Here is a 20433-nt window from a genome sequence, read left to right on the forward strand (position 1 = left end):
ACGTTGTCTCTCGCAACAGTTCTGGACTGCGCTCTAACTAACGGTTAGTTTTAATCAGTGAGTATTTTAATACTTAGTTATTATTATTTCACCTGAATTTTAGGAATAGGAACCGTATTGATTAAATCGGTTATTTTTGTGTTATTAGTTTTTACATACTCCAAAAACTTTACAATATCTTCTTTGGAGGTGAAGTAGTTACGATATGAATAGGCGTAGAGTACTAGAAATGTACCTTTGTCATTTTTTTGTTGTTGGTAACGATACAAATTCCATTCTAGAATGTTGTGGCCGCCACTAAGCATAAATGAAATAACCCTTTCATTATCGTTTATTGGTTTTTCGATTTTAAATTGAACTAAAGGATTCGACTTTTTTAAAGCATTCATTTCATTCAATTTCATATTACTGGCTTGATCTACTGAAATATCGGACTTGACTGTTTCTACAATCAACATTTTTTGATAAGTTTCGAATTTATTGTCGGACTGTCTTAAATACTCTTGCTTGTAATAAGTATCATTGGGATGTGAACTCCATGCTAAATGGTAATTTTGGTTTTCAAAAACCAAAGTTGTGCCTGTAGATAAATAATCGATGACAGGTTCTGTTTGGAAAGAGAGAAGAACGAAAGTGCAAATTGCAACGGATAGAAGCGCAAATTTTTTCATTGAAAAGAAATTAGTTTTGGTCGAAAGGGAAAAACCAAATATATCATAAATTCGGACGACATATTGTTATTAGAAAAATATTTCATTTCGAACCGAAATATTTTTATGATCTAAATTCATTTTTAGCTCTTTCCAAGTAGCAGTTCGTAAGCTAGCCGCCATGTAGTTTTGGGTACTAAAATCATTAAATAGTATGCGAAGCGTATTTGATCTTTTGTAAGGTCTAAAAAGCTGAACTTCTCTAATTTCATCTATTCTAATGGTCTTCTTTTTCCAAAAGAAATAGTGGTTTTTAACTATTATAAAGTTTTCAGAAATTTCAAAGTAATCCATCATTCGAGCATGAAAAATAAACCAAAAAATAGTCAAAGGATTGAATATAACTAAAGGGTTTACATAGATGGTGTTGTTTTTCAACATTACCAGTAAAGGAATCAATAGAATTAAGCTCCACATGCTAAATCCTGTAAAACATAGAATAGGATTTCCTTTGTAGAGGGTAAATATTTCTAAATCAATTTCTATTTCAGCTAGTTGTACTGGAATAGTTTCATTCTTTTCGGAAAGTACTTCTTCAATGAAAATTTTCATTTCTATAGCATTAGAATAAAAATCATCATAAATTTCTACAAAGGATTGATCCTTAAAAATCAAAATAGTGCATTCTCCAGAGTTAAATACAGTGCCAGATTTTGCAGTAAGTTGGGAACTTGAAATTTCGTTCCAATTATAGAATTTATTTTTAATAGAAATCCCTTTTTTGTTCAATACTATTGCTGGAGCATATTTTATGTAGGCTATGTTGATAGAGATGATAATGCCTACACCAAATAAAGTAACTAGAATGAGTTTTGGTACTATTGTAGTCAGCAGTAAGTGGATCATAAATACACCCATAGATAGAAATATCAAATTCCATAAAATTAATGGAATATAGAATTTGTAAATATTTCGTTTTGCAACAATTTCCATGACTACTACAGAAAATAAGCCAATACGATTCCGAGGACAATCATAGAGACTTTAGCAATGTTGAATTTGTGTCCTTCGCTGCTTTCAAAGATGATAGTCGACGAAATGTGGAATAGGATTCCGATTACGACTGCGGTGATTTCGGTGTTGTAATTGCTTAAAACGGGAACATAATCGGATACAAAAGTTCCTAGTGGCGTCATTAATGCAAAGGTCAGCATGAAGGCAAAAATGGCTTTTTGATTCAGCTTTGAATTGATGAAAAATGTTGTTAAGATGATGGCAATGGGAAGGTGGTGAATGGCGATTCCAATGGCGAGATTGTCGTGATGATGCCCCACTGGAAATCCTTCTAAAAAGGCATGAATACAAAGACTTATAAATAATAACCACGGAATGTGCGTCATATTTGGTTGCCCGTGTACGTGTCCGTGTTCAGCTCCTTTGGAGAAAAATTCTAAGATAATTTGAAACAAAATACCCATCATGATGAAAATACCAATACTGCTATTGTGGGTTTCATAGACATCTGGCAAAAGGTGCATTACGGTTAAGGCTAGCAAAAACGAACCGCTAAAGGCGAGTAATAACTTGAGGTTGCTTTTCTTTTTTGGTTTAATAACCAAGGCAATAACGTAACCTATGAGTACAGAAAGTAAGGGTAATATGTAATTCATCTGTATTTGTTGGAAAATGGTTAATTGTTTAATTGGTTAAACGGTTAATCGATTAAACAGTTAACCAAATAAACTATTTAAAAATCATGATTAGTCGTTCGCTTTCATTTTTATGAAATTTTTTGAGTTTGTAGTCTCCAAAAATATCTAAAAGATAGATTCCAGCTTCGTCCATCATGTCTTGAAAATCTTGTAGCGTCAGTGCTTTTACTTTTTCGGTATAATGGAATTTTTGTCCATTGTCCTCAAAATCAATTTCTTTATGGATGTGACCGTCGGCAACGTAGCGCTTTAGGTGAAAATCGATTCCGTCCACGGTTTTTACTTCTTCGGGAACCAATCCGTTGATGACTTGGTTAACATTCATGAAGTCGATAACTGCAAAACCGTAATCAGATAAACTCTGTTGAATGGCTTTTAGTGTAGTTAAATTGTCATCATCATTTTCGAAATAGCCAAAACTGGTGAACAAATTAAAAATAGCATCGTATTTTTCTTCAAAAGGTTCCCGCATGTCATGTACCTTGAAATGTAGGCTTTCGTTACTGTTTTTTGAAGCTTCGATTATACTGTTTTCGGACAAATCGGCGCCAAGAACATCAAAACCCAATTGGTTTAAATAGATAGCATGACGGCCTTTGCCACAAGCTAAATCTAAAACCTTTGCCTTTTCGGGTAAATTGAGGTAATGTGTTAAATTATCCATGAAAAGCTGTGCTTCACGATAATTACGTTCTTTATATAGGATATGATAATACGGAGTATCGAACCAAGAACTAAACCAAGAAGGTGTTGGTTGTTCTGGATTTGAGGTAAGGGGTTTCTGTTCTTCGGACATTTATTCTTTTCTGTTTATTCTATCCGGCAAATTTAGTGTATTTTTGCTGAAAAATAGCGCCTTTTGAATTTCAATAGAAATTTAGGCAAATTGATAATTAGTAGTAGCGTTTGATACTCATTTTTAGTCCAAACACTTAGAATACCATTCATGATGATAGAAAATAATTTTAAAATGATTGCCAAAACCTTTTTTGGTTTTGAAGAAATATTAGCCAAAGAATTGACACAACTAGGTGCTCAAGAAGTGGAACAAGGCGTGAGAATGGTAAGTTTTGTAGGTGATAAAGGGTTTATGTACAAGGCAAATTTGTCTTTGCGTACCGCTTTAAAAATCTTAAAACCTATTTATTTCTTTAGAGCGAAAGACGAACAAGCACTATACAAAGGCGTGGCTAGTATTAACTGGTCTAAGTATATCAATGCCAATCAGACTTTTGTTATTGATGCCACAGTACACTCGCCTAATTTTAACCATACGGAGTTTGTTTCTCAAAAATGTAAGGATGCCATTGTGGATCAATTTAGAGAACGTACTGGGCAACGTCCAAGTATTGATAAAGCTTTTCCAGATTTAAGAGTTAACATTCATATTGATAGAGACCAAGTTTCAGTAGCTATTGATACTTCTGGGAATTCGTTGCACCAACGTGGCTACAGAACGGCAACGAATATTGCACCTATTAATGAAGTCCTAGCAGCGGGTGTTTTATTGCTTTCTGGTTGGGACGGACAAACGGATTTTATAGATCCTATGTGTGGTTCAGGAACTTTTCTTGCCGAAGCGGCTATGATTGCTTGTAATATTCCAGCGAACATTAACCGTAAGGAATTTGCTTTTGAAAAATGGAAAGATTGGGATAACGACTTGTTTGACAAAATTGTAGATAGTTTGTTGACCAAAGTACGTGAGTTTCATCATACTATAAAAGGGTATGATAAAGCGCCGTCTGCAGTGAGCAAAGCCAAAGATAATATCAAGAATGCCAACCTAGAAGAATATATTTCGATTCAAGAAGAAAACTTTTTTGACACCGAAAAAACTACCGAAGGAAAGTTGCACATGGTTTTTAACCCGCCTTATGATGAGCGTTTGGATATTCACATGGAAGAATTTTACAAAAGCATTGGTGATACTTTGAAGAAGAATTATCCAGGAACCAACGCTTGGTTCATCACAGGAAACCTTGAAGCATTGAAATATGTAGGATTGAAACCGTCTCGTAAAATCAAATTGTTCAATGCAAGTATCGAATCTCGTTTGGTGAAATATGAAATGTACGAAGGAAGTAAACGTACAAAGTTTCAAGAAGTTAAAGAGTAGAGTTTTTTTTAAAGTTTCTAAGTGCCTAAGTTGCTGACTTTCTAAGTTCAGCTTCATAGGGACTTAGAAGGCAAAGAAACAAAAAAAAGATAAATTGGATTAATTATCCAGGTAACAGAGGTTTTTTGAACAAGGACTAAGCTTAGTAACTCAGTCCCCAAGCTTCGGGATAGTAACTTTAAAACTATGACAAAATTACAAATTAGAGCTTTTTTATTCCAATTGGGATGCTTTGCAATCCTATTTATTTCAGCGCGTTATTTAGTAGCTCGATATACCAATTTAACTGGGTTTTGGATTCCTATGACTGCTTTTGTGGTTGGGACTTTATTATCTCCAAAATTCAAAGCATTGACAACTAAAGACGGTGAAAAATTATTTATGAAATGGATTTTCATGAAAGGCGTTCGGGAGATTAGTTAAGAGTTTTAGTCTCAGGGAATCATAAAAAAAAACGTTAGTAGAAAATTTTCTGCTAACGTTTTTTTTTTTTTTGATATTATCTCGTCTCGTTACTCTTGAACACTATATTTCGCCAATCAAAGTAAACTGAACACCTCAAACTGCGACTGAACACTAATTTACTTCTTAACCGGAATTACTTTTTTCTTGTAAATAGGAATAAAATAACTTATGGTGTAATTGAAACCTACTCCGAAACTACCATTGTAAGTTCTATTAAAACCAGGAATGTATAAGTTGTCAAAGTTGTCTGGTTTCTTATTGGTAAGCAACGTGTTTAATCGGAAGCTAAAGCCCATAAAGACATTATTGAAAACCTTTGCTTTTAATCCCGCAACGACTTCAATCCAACTTGCTGTAAGTCCGTTGAATTTGTCACCGGAATTGATGGTTTCGCTTGAGCCAAAATACTGTGAAGAATTGTAAATTCTATAGTTGTTTAACTCTTGACTAAAAGTACTAAAACCGTAACGCATTCCTACCGAAATGATATTTTCCATGTCCAGCCAGTTTTCATAACCGTTATAGTCAAAACCCGCTTTCAGGTAGGAACCTTTGGTCGTGAAATTCATTCGAGTATCGTCAGTGGTTTTGTTTTCTACGCCTAATTCGGCAGCAAGGAAATACCTTTTAGTAAAACGATAATCACCTACAAATTCGATTCCCTTATAATCCTTGTCATAAAACCCACGAGTCAGTTTGAATAAATCCACTCCAAGACGCAACCCATAACGATCTGTTTTGGGAAGAGTACTCAAAGTATCTGTTTTTTTAATAGGATTTGCTTTTTTAGAAACCACTGTTTCAATGGGGACAAACCCTTTATCAGGGGCTGGAATCGGTTTTTTGGAACTCGTTTCTTGTGCCTGAGCTAAAAACAGTGTTAATACTAGTGCAATACTAATGATAGATTTCAAGGTGTGTTTCATTTTCGTTAGTGATTGACCTGTTTTTTACTACTATTTCCAGAATCCATTTTTCATCTGCCGCTGCTCCGTCGGAATGAATGAATGGAGACAGTTGGTTTAATTCATAATTGGTTTTGTACCCACAAGCTCTAGAAACAAAAATCGTTGTTCGAGTGTAATTAAACTGGATATCATCCTCATTTATAATAGCAGTATTAGCATTGTCGTAATTTAAAATGAACTTAAATTTCACCAAATCAGCATCTATTTTCAAAGGTATAGCGACTTTACTTCCGTTAACCAGCGTGCTACTATTGTAAGTAATTCCTTCGCTCATTCCTTCCGCAATGACTTTCAAATCCGTAACTGATTTTGCCGTAGATGGATCATTAATATCGTAAAAATTAATAATCAATCGGGGAGTGGTACTCGTATCCGCATCGCAAATATCATCCTTCTCACAACTGGAGAAAGAGACGGTTAGGATTAAGAGTAGTATTAGGATATATTTCATGAATTTTATATTTAATGGAAAGTTTTGGCTGTATTCAGTTTACGGTCGCAGTTTACAGTTGTTTGATTCAAAAACAGTATATCTGTATACGACTACCTACTGAACACTGGGACTATAAACTAATTAACGTAGCTCTAACAATACCACATTCTCCACATGATGCGTTTGCGGAAACATATCCACAGGACGCACACGCGTTACTTTGTATTTCTCATCCATCAAAGCCAAGTCACGGGCTTGCGTAGCCGAGTTGCAACTTACATACACCACTTTTTTCGGCGCAATTTTCATAATTTGTTCAATTACGTCTTTGTGCATTCCGTCTCTAGGTGGATCAGTGATAATTACATCTGGTTGTCCGTGCTGTGCGATGAAAGAATCATTGAAAACCACTTTCATGTCTCCAACAAAAAACTCGCAATTGTCAATATTATTGCGCACTGCGTTGGCTTTTGCATCCTTGATAGCGTCTGGAACACTTTCGACTCCAATTACTTTTTTTGCTTTTTTCGAAACAAATTGAGCAATCGTTCCTGTTCCTGTATATAAGTCATAAACCAATTCTTCGCCTGTCAATCCTGCAAAATCACGAGTGATTTTGTACAATTCATACGCTTGATCAGAGTTAGTTTGGTAGAATGATTTGGCGTTGATACTAAATTTCAAGCCTTCCATTTCTTCCAAAATATAGTCGCGACCTTTGTACAATTTCACATTCGTGTCATATAAAGTATCGTTTGCTTTGTTGTTAATCACATACAATAATGAAGTGATTTCAGGAAAAGTAGCGTGCAAATGATCCAACATCAATTCTCTATTCGCTTGATCGTCTTCAAAAAACTGAATCAATACCATGATTTCACCTGTCGATGACGTACGCAACATTACAGTACGCAACAAACCTGAATGTTCTCTAGGGTTAAAGAAAGTCATTCCGTTTGCGTTTGCAAAATCCCGAATAGAATTACGGATAGCATTCGAAGGATCTTCCTGCAAATGACATTTGTTGATGTCTAGAATTTTGTCCCACATTTTTGGAATATGGAATCCAAGTGCGTTTCTGTTTCCTAAATCTTCTGTGCTTGCAATTTCATCCTCAGTCAACCAACGGCTGTTAGAAAACGAAAATTCCATTTTGTTTCTGTAAAAGAACTTTTTCTCCGAACCTAAGATGGGTTCAAAATCCGGTAATTCAATTTTACCAATGCGTTGTAAGTGGTTTTTTACTTCATTTTGTTTGTAGTACAACTGTTGGTCATAGTTCATGTTTTGCCATTTGCAACCGCCACAAACACCAAAATGCTCGCAAACTGGTTCCACACGATGTTCCGAAAATTCGTGAAATTTCACGGCTTTCCCCTCGTAATAGGCCTTACGTTTCTTGAATGTTTGCACATCCACGACATCCCCAGGCACCACATTAGGAATGAACACTACCTTACCATCGGGAGCCTTAGCTACCGAAACGCCTTTTGCACCTGCATCAAGGACTTTTATCTGATGAAAGACAACTTTGTCTGTAATTTTTCTACCCATGGCGCAAAAATAAGTGTTTGTCCGCTTTTTTAAATTCAAATTGCGAAATATTTTCAAAAAGACCTGTTAATTTATTCAATTAGGCCATTTTTTAGAGCCCAATCCCGCTTTTCGCTACAAATCCTCGCATGGCTGGCAGTAACGCTACGCCCGTAAAGGAGCTTCTAAGGTCGCTCTTTAGGGGCAAGAGTTACCTTGCCAGCAATACTGCGGGTTTTTCGCTATAATCGGGGGCAGGGAGTTGTGGGATATGGAGCGTTTTCTTGGTTGATTTATGCTTAGGATGAGATATTGATAATTATTGAGCGTAAATTTGATACAATTCATTCCTCTCTAAATAAATGGTCAAATCAATAAAAAAATCTCCCACGACTGCCATAATTTCCGATTGTGCCATATTTCGCTCGTTGTACTGTTGCAAGTAGTTCGCAAGGAATAAAAGAGGTAAAAACTCAAAAAAAGAACATTTTTTTGAGTTTTTAGGTCAAAAAAGGCGTTTTTGGCGCAGTTTTGGCAATAAACAGTCTAATTAAGTTTAAACTAAGATCTTTTAATCAAAAAATAAGATTTTAAAAAATTAAAATAAAATTATGACTCAAGTTAAAGAAAACAACACGGTTAAAGTACATTACACAGGAAAACTAGCAGACGGGCAAGTATTTGATACTTCGGAAGGGAAAGATCCTATTGCATTTACTTTGGGACAAGGAAGTTTGATTCCTGGTTTTGAAAAAGGCCTTATTGATATGAAAGTAAATGAGAAAAAAACTATAAATATTGCAAAAGAGGACGCTTACGGTGTACCACGTGAAGATTTGATTATTGAAGTTCCTAAAAGTGAATTACCTCCAGATATGACTCCTGAAGTTGGAATGGGATTAGTTTCTAGAACTCCAGAAGGTCAAGAGATGAACCTATTGGTGATTGATGTTAAACCAGAATCCGTAGTTCTTGACGGAAATCATCCGCTAGCGGGTAAAGATCTTATTTTTGATCTTGAAGTAGTTGAGATTACTGCATAAACATAAAAAATTTATGATAAAGCCTGATAGATATTCTTATTCTGTCAGGCTTTTTTTTGTTTAAGGACTTCAGGCAATCATTAGGAAGGTTCTATTACTTAATTTCTCTGCCTACAAACCGTCCTTTTCCTAACAAATACGCAATTGCTTTTTGTACATTATTATCTACGCTTGATTCCGTTTTTAAGTTAAAAATATAAAGGATAATCTCCTGCTGTAAAGAAGGACGTAAATTTTGAAACACTTTGAAGGCTACTACATTTTCCCCTAAAGCGTGTGCCAATTTGGGATGAATAGAAAGGGTTCTAATTTCAGGATCGTAGGTAATGCTTATTTGAATTTGCTCCCCAATTCGTTTAGGCGAATTTTTTAGCATTTTGGCATTGATATACAAACGCCATTCGCCACTATATTTTACTAGATTTTGTAAATAGGGTACATCATTTACGGAGCCTTTTATCGGAATCGCTCCTTTGGATTTTCCTGAATTTTCAAAAAGAGTATTCAAAATACTTTCGGGAACAAAAACAAACGGATTGATGCCAATAATTTCAATTTTAGCCCAAAAAGTATCGATAGTTTCTGTAGACATAAAAAGTTTTTTTCTATTGCTTAAATTAAGGTGTTTGAAAGAAAGATTGTTGAGGTTTCAGTAACTACAATAATCCAATTACTTTCTCAATTATTGGCTCCATAATCAAATAGCCTTCCTTATTTGGATGTACACCATCTTCAGAAAATGGTGAACTCAAACCTTTTTTATCATCCACCAAAGCAGAATAATAATCCACCAATAAAAGTTCATTTGCCAAAGCATAATCTTGAATCATTTGGTTGAGCGCAATAACCTTATCAGCGGGTTTTTCTTTGGGATTCCAATAAAAATGATTGGCAGGTAAAACGGAACAAAGAACTACTTGTATTTGGTTGACTTTTGCTAGTTCCACCATAGAGATGAGGTTGTTCATAATCATTTCTAGGGTTGATGGCCCAGTATTTCCAGCAATGTCATTTCCTCCTGCCAGAATCACGACTGCTTTAGGTTTCAATTCAATTACATCGGCTCTAAAACGAATAAGCATTTGTGGCGTCGTTTGACCGCTAATACCACGGTTGATATAATTTTTACCCTCAAAGAATTCTGGATGCAAATTTCCCCAAAACTCCGTTATGGAGTCCCCCATAAAAACGATGCGGTTTTCAATAGAATGTTTTTCATTGATGGAAGTATTTTTCTGTCGGTATTTATCTAGATAAGGCCAGTCTTGGAGGATGGATGGTTCTTTCATATTAATTGTTAATCAAAGAAAAGTATGATAAAGGTGTGTTTTTATCTTTTTCTTCAAAGTTAAAAAAATGGATTGAGGAGTTCTAGTTAGGGTATTTTAATTTTAGGTAAAAATATAAATTGAAGGATGGTATTCACTGCTTAGCCCATGTAAATAAAGGTTTTTTTGTGATTTATTATTGTTTTGTTCTCTGTATGTCAGTTGGTTACAGTGTAGGTAATATGAAGTGCTAAATTTTAAATAGTAAGTTTTTTATTACAGTTTAAATATGAATTTGATGTAGTTTAAAGTTTTTTTTAACACTTTCGTCGAAAATATTGTAATTGTGTTAACACAAATAAAAGTTCTTGTCTAAATTAGACTTCTGTTTATTGATTGTCTGATAATTCGATAAGTGTTTTTTTATCCCCAAACAAAAAAATATTTAATTGTACTGATTTTCAGAGTTAAAAACAAAAAAAATCAAAATACCACACACTTTTTTATATTTCATAGAATTCCACTGTTACCCATATAGTATTCATTATTTTATTATCCCTTTAATTCAATAAGTATGAAAGCAATTCTACGCAATTCCGGGTTTTTGACTAGTCTATTTTTAATTTTTAATTTGTTTTTTACGCGAATAGTCTATTTCAATCAGTCTAATTCTACGCTAGATCTTAGACATATAGTAAGCTTCTTTATTACAAATCCAGGTGAAAATGTGATTTTATCATTTGTGAAATCGGCTCCTTCTTGAATGAAGGGAATCGGTTATAGATGGTTTATGAATTTGATTTGCATTTGTTAATTAAAATAAAAGAGATATGAACAATAATTTTACTTTAAAAGAAAAATCATTACGTACAATTATATTTTACATTGTATGTATTTTTGGGTTATTAGGTACAATACAAGAGGTCTATGCTCAAACCCCTCAAGCGATTCCATATCAAGGAGTTGCACGTAATGCTAGTGGCGACATACGCGCATTGCAACCTATAAGTTTGCGAGTTTCTATTCATACAGGTACATCAACGGGGGCTATTGTGTTTCAAGAAACACATAGTGTCACTACAACTAATCTTGGTTTATTTAATATAAATATTGGTAAGGGTATACCAGTAACTGGAACTTTATTAGGTGTAAACTGGGGACTAGGCGCTAAGTATATACAAATAGAAATGGATCCAATGGGAGGTACTGCATATGTTGATATGGGGACGACTCAATTAAATAGTGTTCCGTATGCATTATATGCTGAAAATGCGAATATTGATATTTCAGTGAAGGTCGATAAAGTAGTTGGGAAAAGCTTAATTGCTGATACAGAAATCACACGTTTGGCAACTGTTACAAATTCAGATACCAATAAAGCTTACGTTGACGGTCAAGACGCTTTAAAAGTAGATAAGACTACAACGGTGAATGGTCAAGCGTTAAGTGGCAATGTTAATTTAGTAAAAGGAGATGTTGGATTAGCTAATGTTAATAATACAACTGATGCTAATAAGCCAGTATCAATAGCTCAGCAAAATGCTTTAGATCTAAAAGAAGACAAAATAAACAAATCAACTACTGTTGGATTAGGAACAAGTGATATTTTATATCCTACTCAAAATGCTGTTAAGACTTATGTTGATGCAAGTACCTCAGCCGTTTCTTCTGCTTTAGCTGCAGAAGTTTTGAGAGCTACAGCAGCAGAAGTAGTTCTTACCACAAATTTAGTAACCAACTCCACAGCAATTAGTAATGAATCTGCCGCTAGAAGTGCTGCTGATACTGCTCTTCAAGGAAATATTGATTCAGAAGCTGCTGCAAGAGTGGCTGGAGATGCTACAAGTGCTACGGCTATTTTAGACGAAGCTGCTGCAAGAGTAGTTGGAGATGCTACAAACGCTACTGCTATTTTAGATGAAGCTGCTGCGAGAGCCGCTGCCGACACTGCAGAATCTGCCGCTAGAAGCGCTGCTGATACTGCTCTTCAAGGAAGTATTGATTCAGAAGCTGCTGCAAGAGTTGCTGGAGATGCTACAAATGCTAACGCTATTTTAGACGAAGCTGCTGCAAGAGTAGTTGGAGATGCTACAAACGCTACTGCTATTTTAGACGAAGCTGCTGCGAGAGCCGCTGCCGACACTGCAGAATCTGCTGCAAGAGTGGCTGGAGATGCTACAAATGCTACCGCTATTTTAGACGAATCTGCTGCAAGAGTAGTTGGAGATGCTACAAACGCTACTGCTATTTTAGATGAAGCTGCTGCGAGAGCCGCTGCTGACACTGCAGAAGCTGCTGCAAGAGTGGCTGGAGATGCTACAAACGCTACCGCTATTTTAGACGAAGCTGCTGCGAGAGCCGCTGCTGACACTGCAGAAGTTGCCGCTAGAAGCGCTGCTGACACTGCTCTTCAAGGAAATATTGATTCAGAAGCTGCTGCAAGAGTTGCTGGAGATGCTACAAATGCTACCGCTATTTTAGACGAAGCTGCTGCAAGAGTAGTTGGAGATGCTACAAACGCTACTGCTATTTTAGACGAAGCTGCTGCGAGAGCCGCTGCTGACACTGCAGAAGCTGCCGCTAGAAGCGCTGCTGATACAGCTCTTCAAGGAAATATTGATTCAGAAGCTGCTGCAAGAGTGGCTGGAGCTGCTACAAACGCTACCGCTATTTTAGACGAAGCTGCTGCGAGAGCCGCTGCTGACACTGCAGAATCTGCCGCTAGAAGCGCTGCTGATACTGCTCTTCAAGGAAATATTGATTCAGAATCTGCTGCAAGAGTTGCTGGAGATGCTACAAATGCTAACGCTATTTTAGACGAATCTGCTGCAAGAGTAGTTGGAGATGCTACAAATGCTAACGCTATTTTAGACGAAGCTGCTGCAAGAGTAGTTGGAGATGCTACAAACGCTACTGCTATTTTAGACGAAGCTGCTGCGAGAGCCGCTGCTGACACTGCAGAAGCTGCTGCTAGAAGCGCTGCTGATACAGGTCTTCAAGGAAATATTGATTCAGAAGCTGCTGCAAGAGTTGCTGGAGATGATACAAACGCTACCGCTATTTTAGACGAAGCTGCTGCGAGAGCTGCTGCTGACACTGCAGAAGCTGCTGCTAGAAGCGCTGGTGATACAGTTCTTCAAGGAAATATTGATTCAGAAGCTGCTGCAAGAGTAGCTGGAGACGCTACAAATGCTACCGCTATTTTAGACGAAGCTGCTGCGAGAGCCGCTGCTGACACGGCAGAATCTGCCGCTAGAAGCGCTGCTGATACTGCTCTTCAAGGAAATATTGATTCAGAATCTGCTGCAAGAGTAGCTGGAGACGCTACAAATGCTACCGCTATTTTAGACGAAGCTGCTGCGAGAGCCGCTGCTGACACTGCAGAAGCTGCCGCTAGAAGCGCTGCTGATATTTCTCTTCAAGGAAATATTGATTCAGAAGCTGCTGCAAGAGTTGCTGGAGATGCTACAAACGCTACCGCTATTTTAGACGAAGCTGCTGCGAGAGCCGCTGCTGACACTGCTCTTCAAGGAAATATTGATTCAGAAGCTGCTGCAAGAGTAGCTGGAGACGCTACAAACGCTACCGCTATTTTAGACGAGGCTGCCGCTAGAATTGCTGCTGATACTGCTCTTCAAGGAAATATTGATTCAGAATCTGCTGCAAGAGTGGCTGGAGATGCTACAAACGCTACCGCTATTTTAGACGAAGCTGCTGCGAGAGCCGCTGCTGACACTGCAGAATCTGCTGCTAGAAGCGCTGCTGATACAGCTCTTCAAGGAAATATTGATTCAGAAGCTGCTGCAAGAGTTGCTGGAGATGCTACAAATGCTACGGCTATTTTAGACGAAGCTGCTGCAAGAGTAGTTGGAGATGCTACAAACGCTACTGCTATTTTAGATGAAGCTGCTGCGAGAGCCGCTGCCGACACTGCAGAATCTGCTGCAAGAGTTGCTGGAGACGCTACAAACGCTACCGCTATTTTAGACGAAGCTGCTGCGAGAGCCGCTGCTGACACTGCAGAATCTGCTGCTAGAAGCGCTGCTGATACTGCTCTTCAAGGAAATATTGATTCAGAAGCTGCTGCAAGAGTTGCTGGAGACGCTACAAACGCTACCGCTATTTTAGACGAAGCTGCTGCGAGAGCCGCTGCTGACACTGCAGAATCTGCCGCTAGAAGTGCTACTGATACTGCTCTTCAAGGAAATATTGATTCAGAATCTGCTGCAAGAGTTGCTGGAGATGCTGCAAACGCTACTGCTATTTTAGATGAAGCTGCTGCGAGAGCCGCTGCCGACACTGCAGAATCTGCTGCAAGAGTTGCTGGAGACGCTACAAACGCTACCGCTATTTTAGACGAAGCTGCTGCAAGAGTAGTTGGAGATGCTACAAACGCTACTGCTATTTTAGACGAAGCTACTGCGAGAGCCGCTGCTGACACTGCAGAAGCTGCGGCTAGAAGCGCTGCTGATACAGGTCTTCAAGGAAATATTGATTCAGAAGCTGCTGCAAGAGTTGCTGGAGATGCTACAAACGCTACCGCTATTTTAGACGAAGCTGCTGCGAGAGCTGCTGCTGACACTGCAGAATCTGCTGCTAGAAGCGCTGCTGATACAGCTCTTCAAGGAAATATTGATTCAGAATCTGCTGCAAGAGTGGCTGGAGATGCTACAAATGCTACCGCTATTTTAGACGAAGCTGCTGCGAGAGCCGCTGCTGACACTGCAGAAGTTGCCGCTAGAAGCACTGCTGATACAGGTCTTCAAGGAAATATTGATTCAGAAGCTGCTGCAAGAGTAGCTGGAGACGCTACAAATGCTACCGCTATTTTAGACGAAGCTGCTGCGAGAGCCGCTGCTGACACTGCAGAAGCTGCCTCTAGAAGCGCTGCTGATATTTCTCTTCAAGGAAATATTGATTCAGAAGCTGCTGCAAGAGTTGCTGGAGATGCTACAAACGCTACCGCTATTTTAGACGAAGCTGCTGCGAGAGCCGCTGCTGACACTGCAGAAGTTGCCGCTAGAAGCGCTGCTGACACTGCTCTTCAAGGAAATATTGATTCAGAAGCTGCTGCAAGAGTAGCTGGAGACGCTACAAACGCTACCGCTATTTTAGACGAGGCTGCCGCTAGAAGTGCTGCTGATACTGCTCTTCAAGGAAATATTGATTCAGAATCTGCTGCAAGAGTGGCTGGAGATGCTACAAACGCTACCGCTATTTTAGACGAAGCTGCTGCGAGAGCCGCTGCTGACACTGCAGAATCTGCTGCTAGAAGCGCTGCTGATACTGCTCTTCAAGGAAATATTGATTCAGAAGCTGCTGCAAGAGTGGCTGGAGATGCTACAAATGCTAACGCTATTTTAGACGAAGCTGCTGCAAGAGTAGTTGGAGATGCTACAAACGCTACTGCTATTTTAGACGAAGCTGCTGCGAGAGCCGCTGCTGACACTGCAGAAGCTGCCGCTAGAAGTGCTGCTGATACTGCTCTTCAAGGAAATATTGATTCAGAAGCTGCTGCAAGAGTGGCTGGAGATGCTACAAACGCTACCGCTATTTTAGACGAAGCTGCTGCGAGAGCCGCAGCTGACACTGCAGAAGTTGCCGCTAGAAGCGCTGCTGATACTGCTCTTCAAGGAAATATTGATTCAGAATCTGCTGCAAGAGTGGCTGGAGATGCTACAAACGCTACCGCTATTTTAGACGAAGCTGCTGCGAGAGCCGCTGCTGACACTGCAGAATCTGCTGCTAGAAGCGCTGCTGATACTGCTCTTCAAGGAAATATTGATTCAGAAGCTGCTGCAAGAGTTGCTGGAGATGCTACAAATGCTACGGCTATTTTAGACGAAGCTGCTGCAAGAGTAGTTGGAGATGCTACAAACGCTACTGCTATTTTAGATGAAGCTGCTGCGAGAGCCGCTGCCGACACTGCAGAATCTGCTGCAAGAGTTGCTGGAGACGCTACAAATGCTACCGCTATTTTAGACGAAGCTGCTGTTAGAAGCGCTGCTGATACTGCTCTTCAAGGAAATATTGATTCAGAAGCTGCTGCAAGAGTTGCTGGAGATGCTACAAATGCTACCGCTATTTTAGACGAAGCTGCTGCGAGAGCCGCTGCTGACACTGCTCTTCAAGGAAATATTGATTCAGAATCTGCTGCAAGAGTTGCTGGAGATGCTACAAACGCTACCGCTATTTTAGACGAAGCTGCTGCTAGAAGCGCTGGTGATACTGCTCTTCAAGGAAATATTGATTCAGAATCTGCTGCAAGAGTAGCTGGAGACGCTACAAATGCTACCGCTATTTTAGACGAATCTGCCGCTAGAAGTGCTGCTGATACTGCTCTTCAAGGAAATATTGATTCAGAAGCTGCTGCGAGAGTTGCTGGAGATGCTACAAATGCTACTGCAATCGTAGCTGAAACAACAAGAGCTATAGCTGCAGAAGGAACACTTACTACAAATGTAGCTGCCAATGCATCTGCAATCGTAGCTGAAACAACAAGAGCTATAGCTGCAGAAGGAACACTTACTACAAACGTAGTAGCTAATACAACTGCAATTTCAGCAGAAACTTTAGCTAGAACAACTGCAGATGGTCTTCAAAACACAGCAATTTCAGATAATGCTTCAGCAATTTCAGCAGAAGCTTCAAGAGCTATAGCTGCAGAAGGTGTACTTACAGATAATTTAGCTGCTAAAGCTTCAACAACAGCATTAAATGATGGGCTTGCCTTGAAGGTAGACAAATCCATTACAGTAAACGGACAAGCATTAAACGGTAATGTTGTAATTACTGCTGGGACTTTAGGTTTACATGGAGTAGCTACAAGCGGCTCTTATGATGATTTGATTAATAAACCAACTATCCCTGCTGCCCAGGTTCAAAGTGATTGGAATGCTGTTTCTGGTGTAAGTCAAATTCTTAATAAACCAACATTAGCTTCAGTAGCTACAACAGGTTCTTATAATGATTTGACGAACCAACCAGATTTGAGTTTAAAAGCAAATCTTGCATCACCAACTTTTACAGGAACACCAAGTTTACCAATAGGAGCTACAGGAGTAACTCAATCGGCAGGAAATAGTACTACAGCTATAGCTACAACAGCATTTGTAACATTGGCAGATAATTTAAAAGCGCCATTAGTGTCACCTACTTTTACTGGAACGGTATCAGGTATAACGGCTGCTATGGTAGGCTTAGGCAATGTAGATAATACCAGTGATGCTAATAAACCAATATCCACTGCCACTAGTACAGCTTTAGGATTAAAAGCAAACCTTGCTTCCCCAACGTTCACAGGAGCACCTAGTTTACCAACAGGAACAACTGGTGTTACTCAAACTACTGGAAATAGTACAACGGCTTTAGCAACAACTGCATTTGTAACAACAGCAGTTGCAGCAGTAGCAGTACCAGATGCAACTACCTCAGTGAAAGGTAAAATACAATTAGCTGGAGATTTAGCAGGAACAGCTAGTGCACCAACATTGTCATTAACTGGAGTGGCTGCAGGGACTTATTCTAAAGTTACTGTTGATACAAAAGGTAGAGTTACTGCAGGTGCTGCTTTAGTTGCAGGAGATATTCCTACTTTAAATCAAAATACTACTGGTACGGCTGCTAATGTTACTGGTAATGTTGCTGTTGTTAATGGTGGTACAGGTTTAACAAGTGCAGGAGCTGCAGGAGGTATTATGGTTTCTGATGGTACTAATTTTACTTCTGCTGCCTTATCTACAGCCAGTTCAAATTTGTCAACAGATGTTTTATTAAGCGCTACAGGAAGTACTTTTTCAGATATAGTCTCTGTTACTTTAGCACCTGGAACTTGGTTTGTAACCGGAACTTTAACTGCTGAAACTCAATCGAATAAATTTGTTAAACTTACGGCGAAATTGTGGGATGGAACAAATGTTTTTGCATCAAATGGGATGACCCTTGGTGCAGGTGGTGGTGGTTTTCAATCAGTTATTTCAGTAACAGTTTCTGGTTTTGTGACTTTAACTAGTAGTACAATTGTAAAAATATCTGCTGCAGATAATTCTACTAACCGAGCTAGTATAGTACGTGCACTTCCGGATAACACTGCAGGTAATAATGCAAGTTTCATTAGAGCAATGAGAATTGGTAATTAAAATTAATTACTTTCATATGAATTTTGGAATAAAATAATTCATAAAACATAAGAATATGAAAAAAATAATCATACTATTTACACTACTAGTAATTACAGGTAGTTTAAATGCTCAAACCATAAGCCGCAAAGTCGTCTCCAGTGCTGGAGGCACCTTAAGTGGTGGTGGAGGTCAACTAACATTTAGTATTGGTGAAACGTTTATTCCCTCACTTACTGCTAATGGAGATGTCGTAACCCATGGTTTTCAACAACCAGGGGAAAAGATAAGTACGGGTAACGTGAGTAACACTACTATGTGTCCAGGAAACAATTTTAACCTTCCATACACCGCCAGGGATATAGGTGGAGCAAATACATTTACAGCTCAATTAAGTAACGCTTCTGGGAGTTTTGCGAGTCCTGTAAACATTGGTACATTGACAGGTAATTCTTCGACAGGAGAAATTAATGTTACTATCCCTTATACTACCGTGGTAGGTACAGGATATCGGATACGTATAACAAGTAGCGTACCGGCTTTTATTGGAACTGATAATGGTGCTAATATTATAATAAATGAACTTCAATTAACTACTATCAGTTATAGTTCAAATATTTTTTGTGCAAGTAATAACGCTTCGGTGACTAGGTCAGGTTTATCGGGGGGGACTTATTCGTCTACTGCTGGCATAAGTATAAATAGTAATACTGGGACAATTAATCTTTCTGGAAGTATTCCTGGAAGTTATACAGTAAGTTACAGCTACAGTAATAGTGTTTGCTCGGGAATAGCAACTGCCAACGTGACTATTATTGCAATTCCAACAGAACCGGTTGTGGCTGCCCAAAATTTCTGTAATTCAGCAACTGTAGCAGCACTACCTAATGGTGGTGGCGCATATAAATGGTATAGTAGCTCAAACAACGGTACAGAGCTTCCGAGTACTACTGTATTGAGTACAGGTAAATATTATGTAAGCAATACCTCTGGAAATTGCGAAAGTACAAGGACGTCAGTAAATATTACTATAATAAATGTATCAGCGCCATCAGTGGCAGCACAAAACTTTTGTAGTTCAGCAACGGTGGCTTTACTACCAAATGGAGGAGGAACCTATAAATGGTATAGTTCAGCAGTAGGAGGTACTGTATTGTCAAATTCCACCAACTTAAGTTCTGGGACTTATTATGTAAGCGATACTTCTGGAGGTTGTGAAAGTAATAGAACAGGGGTAAGTGTTACAATTAACCCTAATGTTTCTGCAGGAACGGTAAGTGGTCCTACCACTTTATGTGTAGGAGCAACTGATACCTTTACTAGCAACGGCCCTCAAGGTGGTAGTTGGAGTAGTACTAACACATCTGCTGTTAAGGTGAATGCAAAAACGGGTGTAGTAACAACAGTAAATGCAGGAAATGCAATTATCCAATACACAGTAACTTCTGGCTGCGGTAGTCCTGTAACATCGTCTTCAGCAGCGGTAACAGTAAGTGCTCCACCAACTGCAAGTATAAATTATAATGGTACATTCTGTAATACGGGATTTGTAAATGTAACTAGAACTGGTCAAGCAGGGGGTGTTTATAGTGCATCTCCATCTGGATTGAATATTAATAGTTCAACAGGAAGGGTCAATCTAGGAGCTAGTTCAACCGGTAATTATACGGTTACATATAGTTTTAGTAGTGGTAATTGCTCAGATGTAACCACGACAAAAATAAAGATTAGTAATTGTAAGAAAGATACTTCTGAGGCAAGTGAAGCAGCCATTAGTCTAAAACCGACCTTAGATACAACACCAGTTAAATTTGACGTAATCGCTTATCCTAATCCATCTGCTTACCAATTCAATTTGGTGGTAGAAAGTGATAGTAGTGAAAAAATAAACGTTTATGTTTATGAAATGTCAGGTAAATTGTTGAAACATTTGGTAAGGGATATAGGTGAATCAATTGTTTTTGGATCAGAATTACCAACTGGAGTTTATACCGTATTAATTAATCAAGGTCCTTATCAAAAGACAGTAAGATTAATTAAGCAATAAATGATTATTAATTAAGTGTAATTACAGAAACCATCTCACAATTTGAGATGGTTTCTTTTTACAACTTAAAAAATAAAT

14 protein-coding genes are annotated in these 20433 nt (G+C 38.5%); 5 read left to right on the forward strand and 9 right to left on the reverse strand.

The features are described 5' to 3' along the window. Nucleotides 1–83: 83 nt before the first annotated feature. The 4 genes from ABZP37_RS08635 to ABZP37_RS08650 form a co-directional block, all read right to left on the reverse strand. The gene (locus ABZP37_RS08635; RefSeq protein ID WP_366187310.1) at nucleotides 84–671 is read right to left on the reverse strand and encodes a hypothetical protein; all 588 of its coding nucleotides are present in this window, start codon (nucleotides 669–671) and stop codon (nucleotides 84–86) included. Nucleotides 672–740: 69 nt separating this feature from the next. After that, nucleotides 741–1643: a hypothetical protein gene (locus ABZP37_RS08640; RefSeq protein WP_366187311.1), complete on the reverse strand. Its 903-nt coding sequence runs from the start codon at nucleotides 1641–1643 to the stop codon at nucleotides 741–743. Between the two features lie 5 nt (nucleotides 1644–1648). Continuing rightward, entirely contained in the window at nucleotides 1649–2320 is a 672-nt protein-coding gene (locus ABZP37_RS08645; protein ID WP_366187313.1) for a ZIP family metal transporter, read from the reverse strand. A 73-nt stretch (nucleotides 2321–2393) separates the two neighbouring features. After that, a complete protein-coding gene (locus ABZP37_RS08650) occupies nucleotides 2394–3158 on the reverse strand; it encodes a methyltransferase domain-containing protein (RefSeq protein WP_366187315.1) in 765 nt (254 codons plus the stop codon). A gap of 156 nt (nucleotides 3159–3314) precedes the next feature. Between ABZP37_RS08650 and ABZP37_RS08655 the strand changes: the two genes are divergently transcribed. Together ABZP37_RS08655 and ABZP37_RS08660 are read left to right on the forward strand one after the other, a co-directional pair. Then, nucleotides 3315–4481, forward strand: a complete 1167-nt coding sequence (locus ABZP37_RS08655; protein ID WP_366187504.1) for a THUMP domain-containing protein — start codon at nucleotides 3315–3317, stop codon at nucleotides 4479–4481. A gap of 186 nt (nucleotides 4482–4667) precedes the next feature. Next, the gene (locus ABZP37_RS08660) at nucleotides 4668–4904 is read left to right on the forward strand and encodes a hypothetical protein (RefSeq protein ID WP_366187317.1); all 237 of its coding nucleotides are present in this window, start codon (nucleotides 4668–4670) and stop codon (nucleotides 4902–4904) included. A 158-nt stretch (nucleotides 4905–5062) separates the two neighbouring features. On the opposite strand, the gene ABZP37_RS08665 is transcribed toward ABZP37_RS08660, so the two are convergent. The 3 genes from ABZP37_RS08665 to rlmD form a co-directional block, all read right to left on the reverse strand. Further along, nucleotides 5063–5872: a DUF6048 family protein gene (locus ABZP37_RS08665; RefSeq protein WP_366187319.1), complete on the reverse strand. Its 810-nt coding sequence runs from the start codon at nucleotides 5870–5872 to the stop codon at nucleotides 5063–5065. Then, nucleotides 5844–6365: a DUF6452 family protein gene (locus ABZP37_RS08670; protein ID WP_366187321.1), complete on the reverse strand. Its 522-nt coding sequence runs from the start codon at nucleotides 6363–6365 to the stop codon at nucleotides 5844–5846. Before ABZP37_RS08670 ends, ABZP37_RS08665 begins: the two co-directional genes overlap by 29 nt. Before the next feature lie 123 nt (nucleotides 6366–6488). Continuing rightward, nucleotides 6489–7901 carry a 23S rRNA (uracil(1939)-C(5))-methyltransferase RlmD gene (gene rlmD / locus ABZP37_RS08675; protein WP_366187322.1) on the reverse strand — a complete coding sequence of 471 codons (1413 nt, stop codon included), beginning with the start codon at nucleotides 7899–7901 and terminating at the stop codon, nucleotides 6489–6491. Between the two features lie 590 nt (nucleotides 7902–8491). Between rlmD and ABZP37_RS08680 the strand changes: the two genes are divergently transcribed. Then, a complete protein-coding gene (locus ABZP37_RS08680) occupies nucleotides 8492–8923 on the forward strand; it encodes a peptidylprolyl isomerase (RefSeq protein WP_366187323.1) in 432 nt (143 codons plus the stop codon). 94 nt (nucleotides 8924–9017) lie between these two features. Here the strand turns inward: ABZP37_RS08680 and ABZP37_RS08685 are convergent, their stop codons facing one another. Next, a complete protein-coding gene (locus ABZP37_RS08685) occupies nucleotides 9018–9515 on the reverse strand; it encodes a DUF1905 domain-containing protein (protein ID WP_366187325.1) in 498 nt (165 codons plus the stop codon). Nucleotides 9516–9579: 64 nt separating this feature from the next. Further along, nucleotides 9580–10212, reverse strand: coding sequence for an SGNH/GDSL hydrolase family protein (locus ABZP37_RS08690; RefSeq protein ID WP_366187327.1), 633 nt, complete (start codon nucleotides 10210–10212; stop codon nucleotides 9580–9582). An 809-nt stretch (nucleotides 10213–11021) separates the two neighbouring features. On the opposite strand from ABZP37_RS08690, the gene ABZP37_RS08695 reads away from it, so the two are divergent. Both ABZP37_RS08695 and ABZP37_RS08700 read left to right on the forward strand, forming a co-directional pair. Next, complete coding sequence (locus ABZP37_RS08695) at nucleotides 11022–18329, forward strand: hypothetical protein (RefSeq protein ID WP_366187328.1); 7308 nt, start codon at nucleotides 11022–11024, stop codon at nucleotides 18327–18329. Nucleotides 18330–18384: 55 nt separating this feature from the next. Then, nucleotides 18385–20355 (forward strand): T9SS type A sorting domain-containing protein, encoded by a 1971-nt coding sequence (locus ABZP37_RS08700; protein ID WP_366187330.1) that lies wholly within the window; start codon nucleotides 18385–18387, stop codon nucleotides 20353–20355. Nucleotides 20356–20433 lie beyond the last annotated feature (78 nt).

The organism is Flavobacterium ovatum (assembly GCF_040703125.1).
Classification (GTDB): Bacteria; Bacteroidota; Bacteroidia; order Flavobacteriales; family Flavobacteriaceae; genus Flavobacterium; species Flavobacterium ovatum.

Excerpts from the sequence above, each read along its gene's own strand:
- ABZP37_RS08635 (WP_366187310.1), bottom strand. The coding sequence starts at position 671 with ATGAAAAAATTTGCGCTTCTATCCGTTGCAATTTGCACTTTCGTTCTT.
- ABZP37_RS08640 (WP_366187311.1), bottom strand. The coding sequence starts at position 1,643 with ATGGAAATTGTTGCAAAACGAAATATTTACAAATTCTATATTCCATTA.
- ABZP37_RS08645 (WP_366187313.1), bottom strand. The coding sequence starts at position 2,320 with ATGAATTACATATTACCCTTACTTTCTGTACTCATAGGTTACGTTATT.
- ABZP37_RS08650 (WP_366187315.1), bottom strand. The coding sequence starts at position 3,158 with ATGTCCGAAGAACAGAAACCCCTTACCTCAAATCCAGAACAACCAACA.
- ABZP37_RS08660 (WP_366187317.1), top strand. The coding sequence starts at position 4,668 with ATGACAAAATTACAAATTAGAGCTTTTTTATTCCAATTGGGATGCTTT.
- ABZP37_RS08665 (WP_366187319.1), bottom strand. The coding sequence starts at position 5,872 with ATGAAACACACCTTGAAATCTATCATTAGTATTGCACTAGTATTAACA.
- ABZP37_RS08670 (WP_366187321.1), bottom strand. The coding sequence starts at position 6,365 with ATGAAATATATCCTAATACTACTCTTAATCCTAACCGTCTCTTTCTCC.
- rlmD (WP_366187322.1), bottom strand. The coding sequence starts at position 7,901 with ATGGGTAGAAAAATTACAGACAAAGTTGTCTTTCATCAGATAAAAGTC.
- ABZP37_RS08680 (WP_366187323.1), top strand. The coding sequence starts at position 8,492 with ATGACTCAAGTTAAAGAAAACAACACGGTTAAAGTACATTACACAGGA.
- ABZP37_RS08685 (WP_366187325.1), bottom strand. The coding sequence starts at position 9,515 with ATGTCTACAGAAACTATCGATACTTTTTGGGCTAAAATTGAAATTATT.
- ABZP37_RS08690 (WP_366187327.1), bottom strand. The coding sequence starts at position 10,212 with ATGAAAGAACCATCCATCCTCCAAGACTGGCCTTATCTAGATAAATAC.
- ABZP37_RS08695 (WP_366187328.1), top strand. The coding sequence starts at position 11,022 with ATGAACAATAATTTTACTTTAAAAGAAAAATCATTACGTACAATTATA.
- ABZP37_RS08700 (WP_366187330.1), top strand. The coding sequence starts at position 18,385 with ATGAAAAAAATAATCATACTATTTACACTACTAGTAATTACAGGTAGT.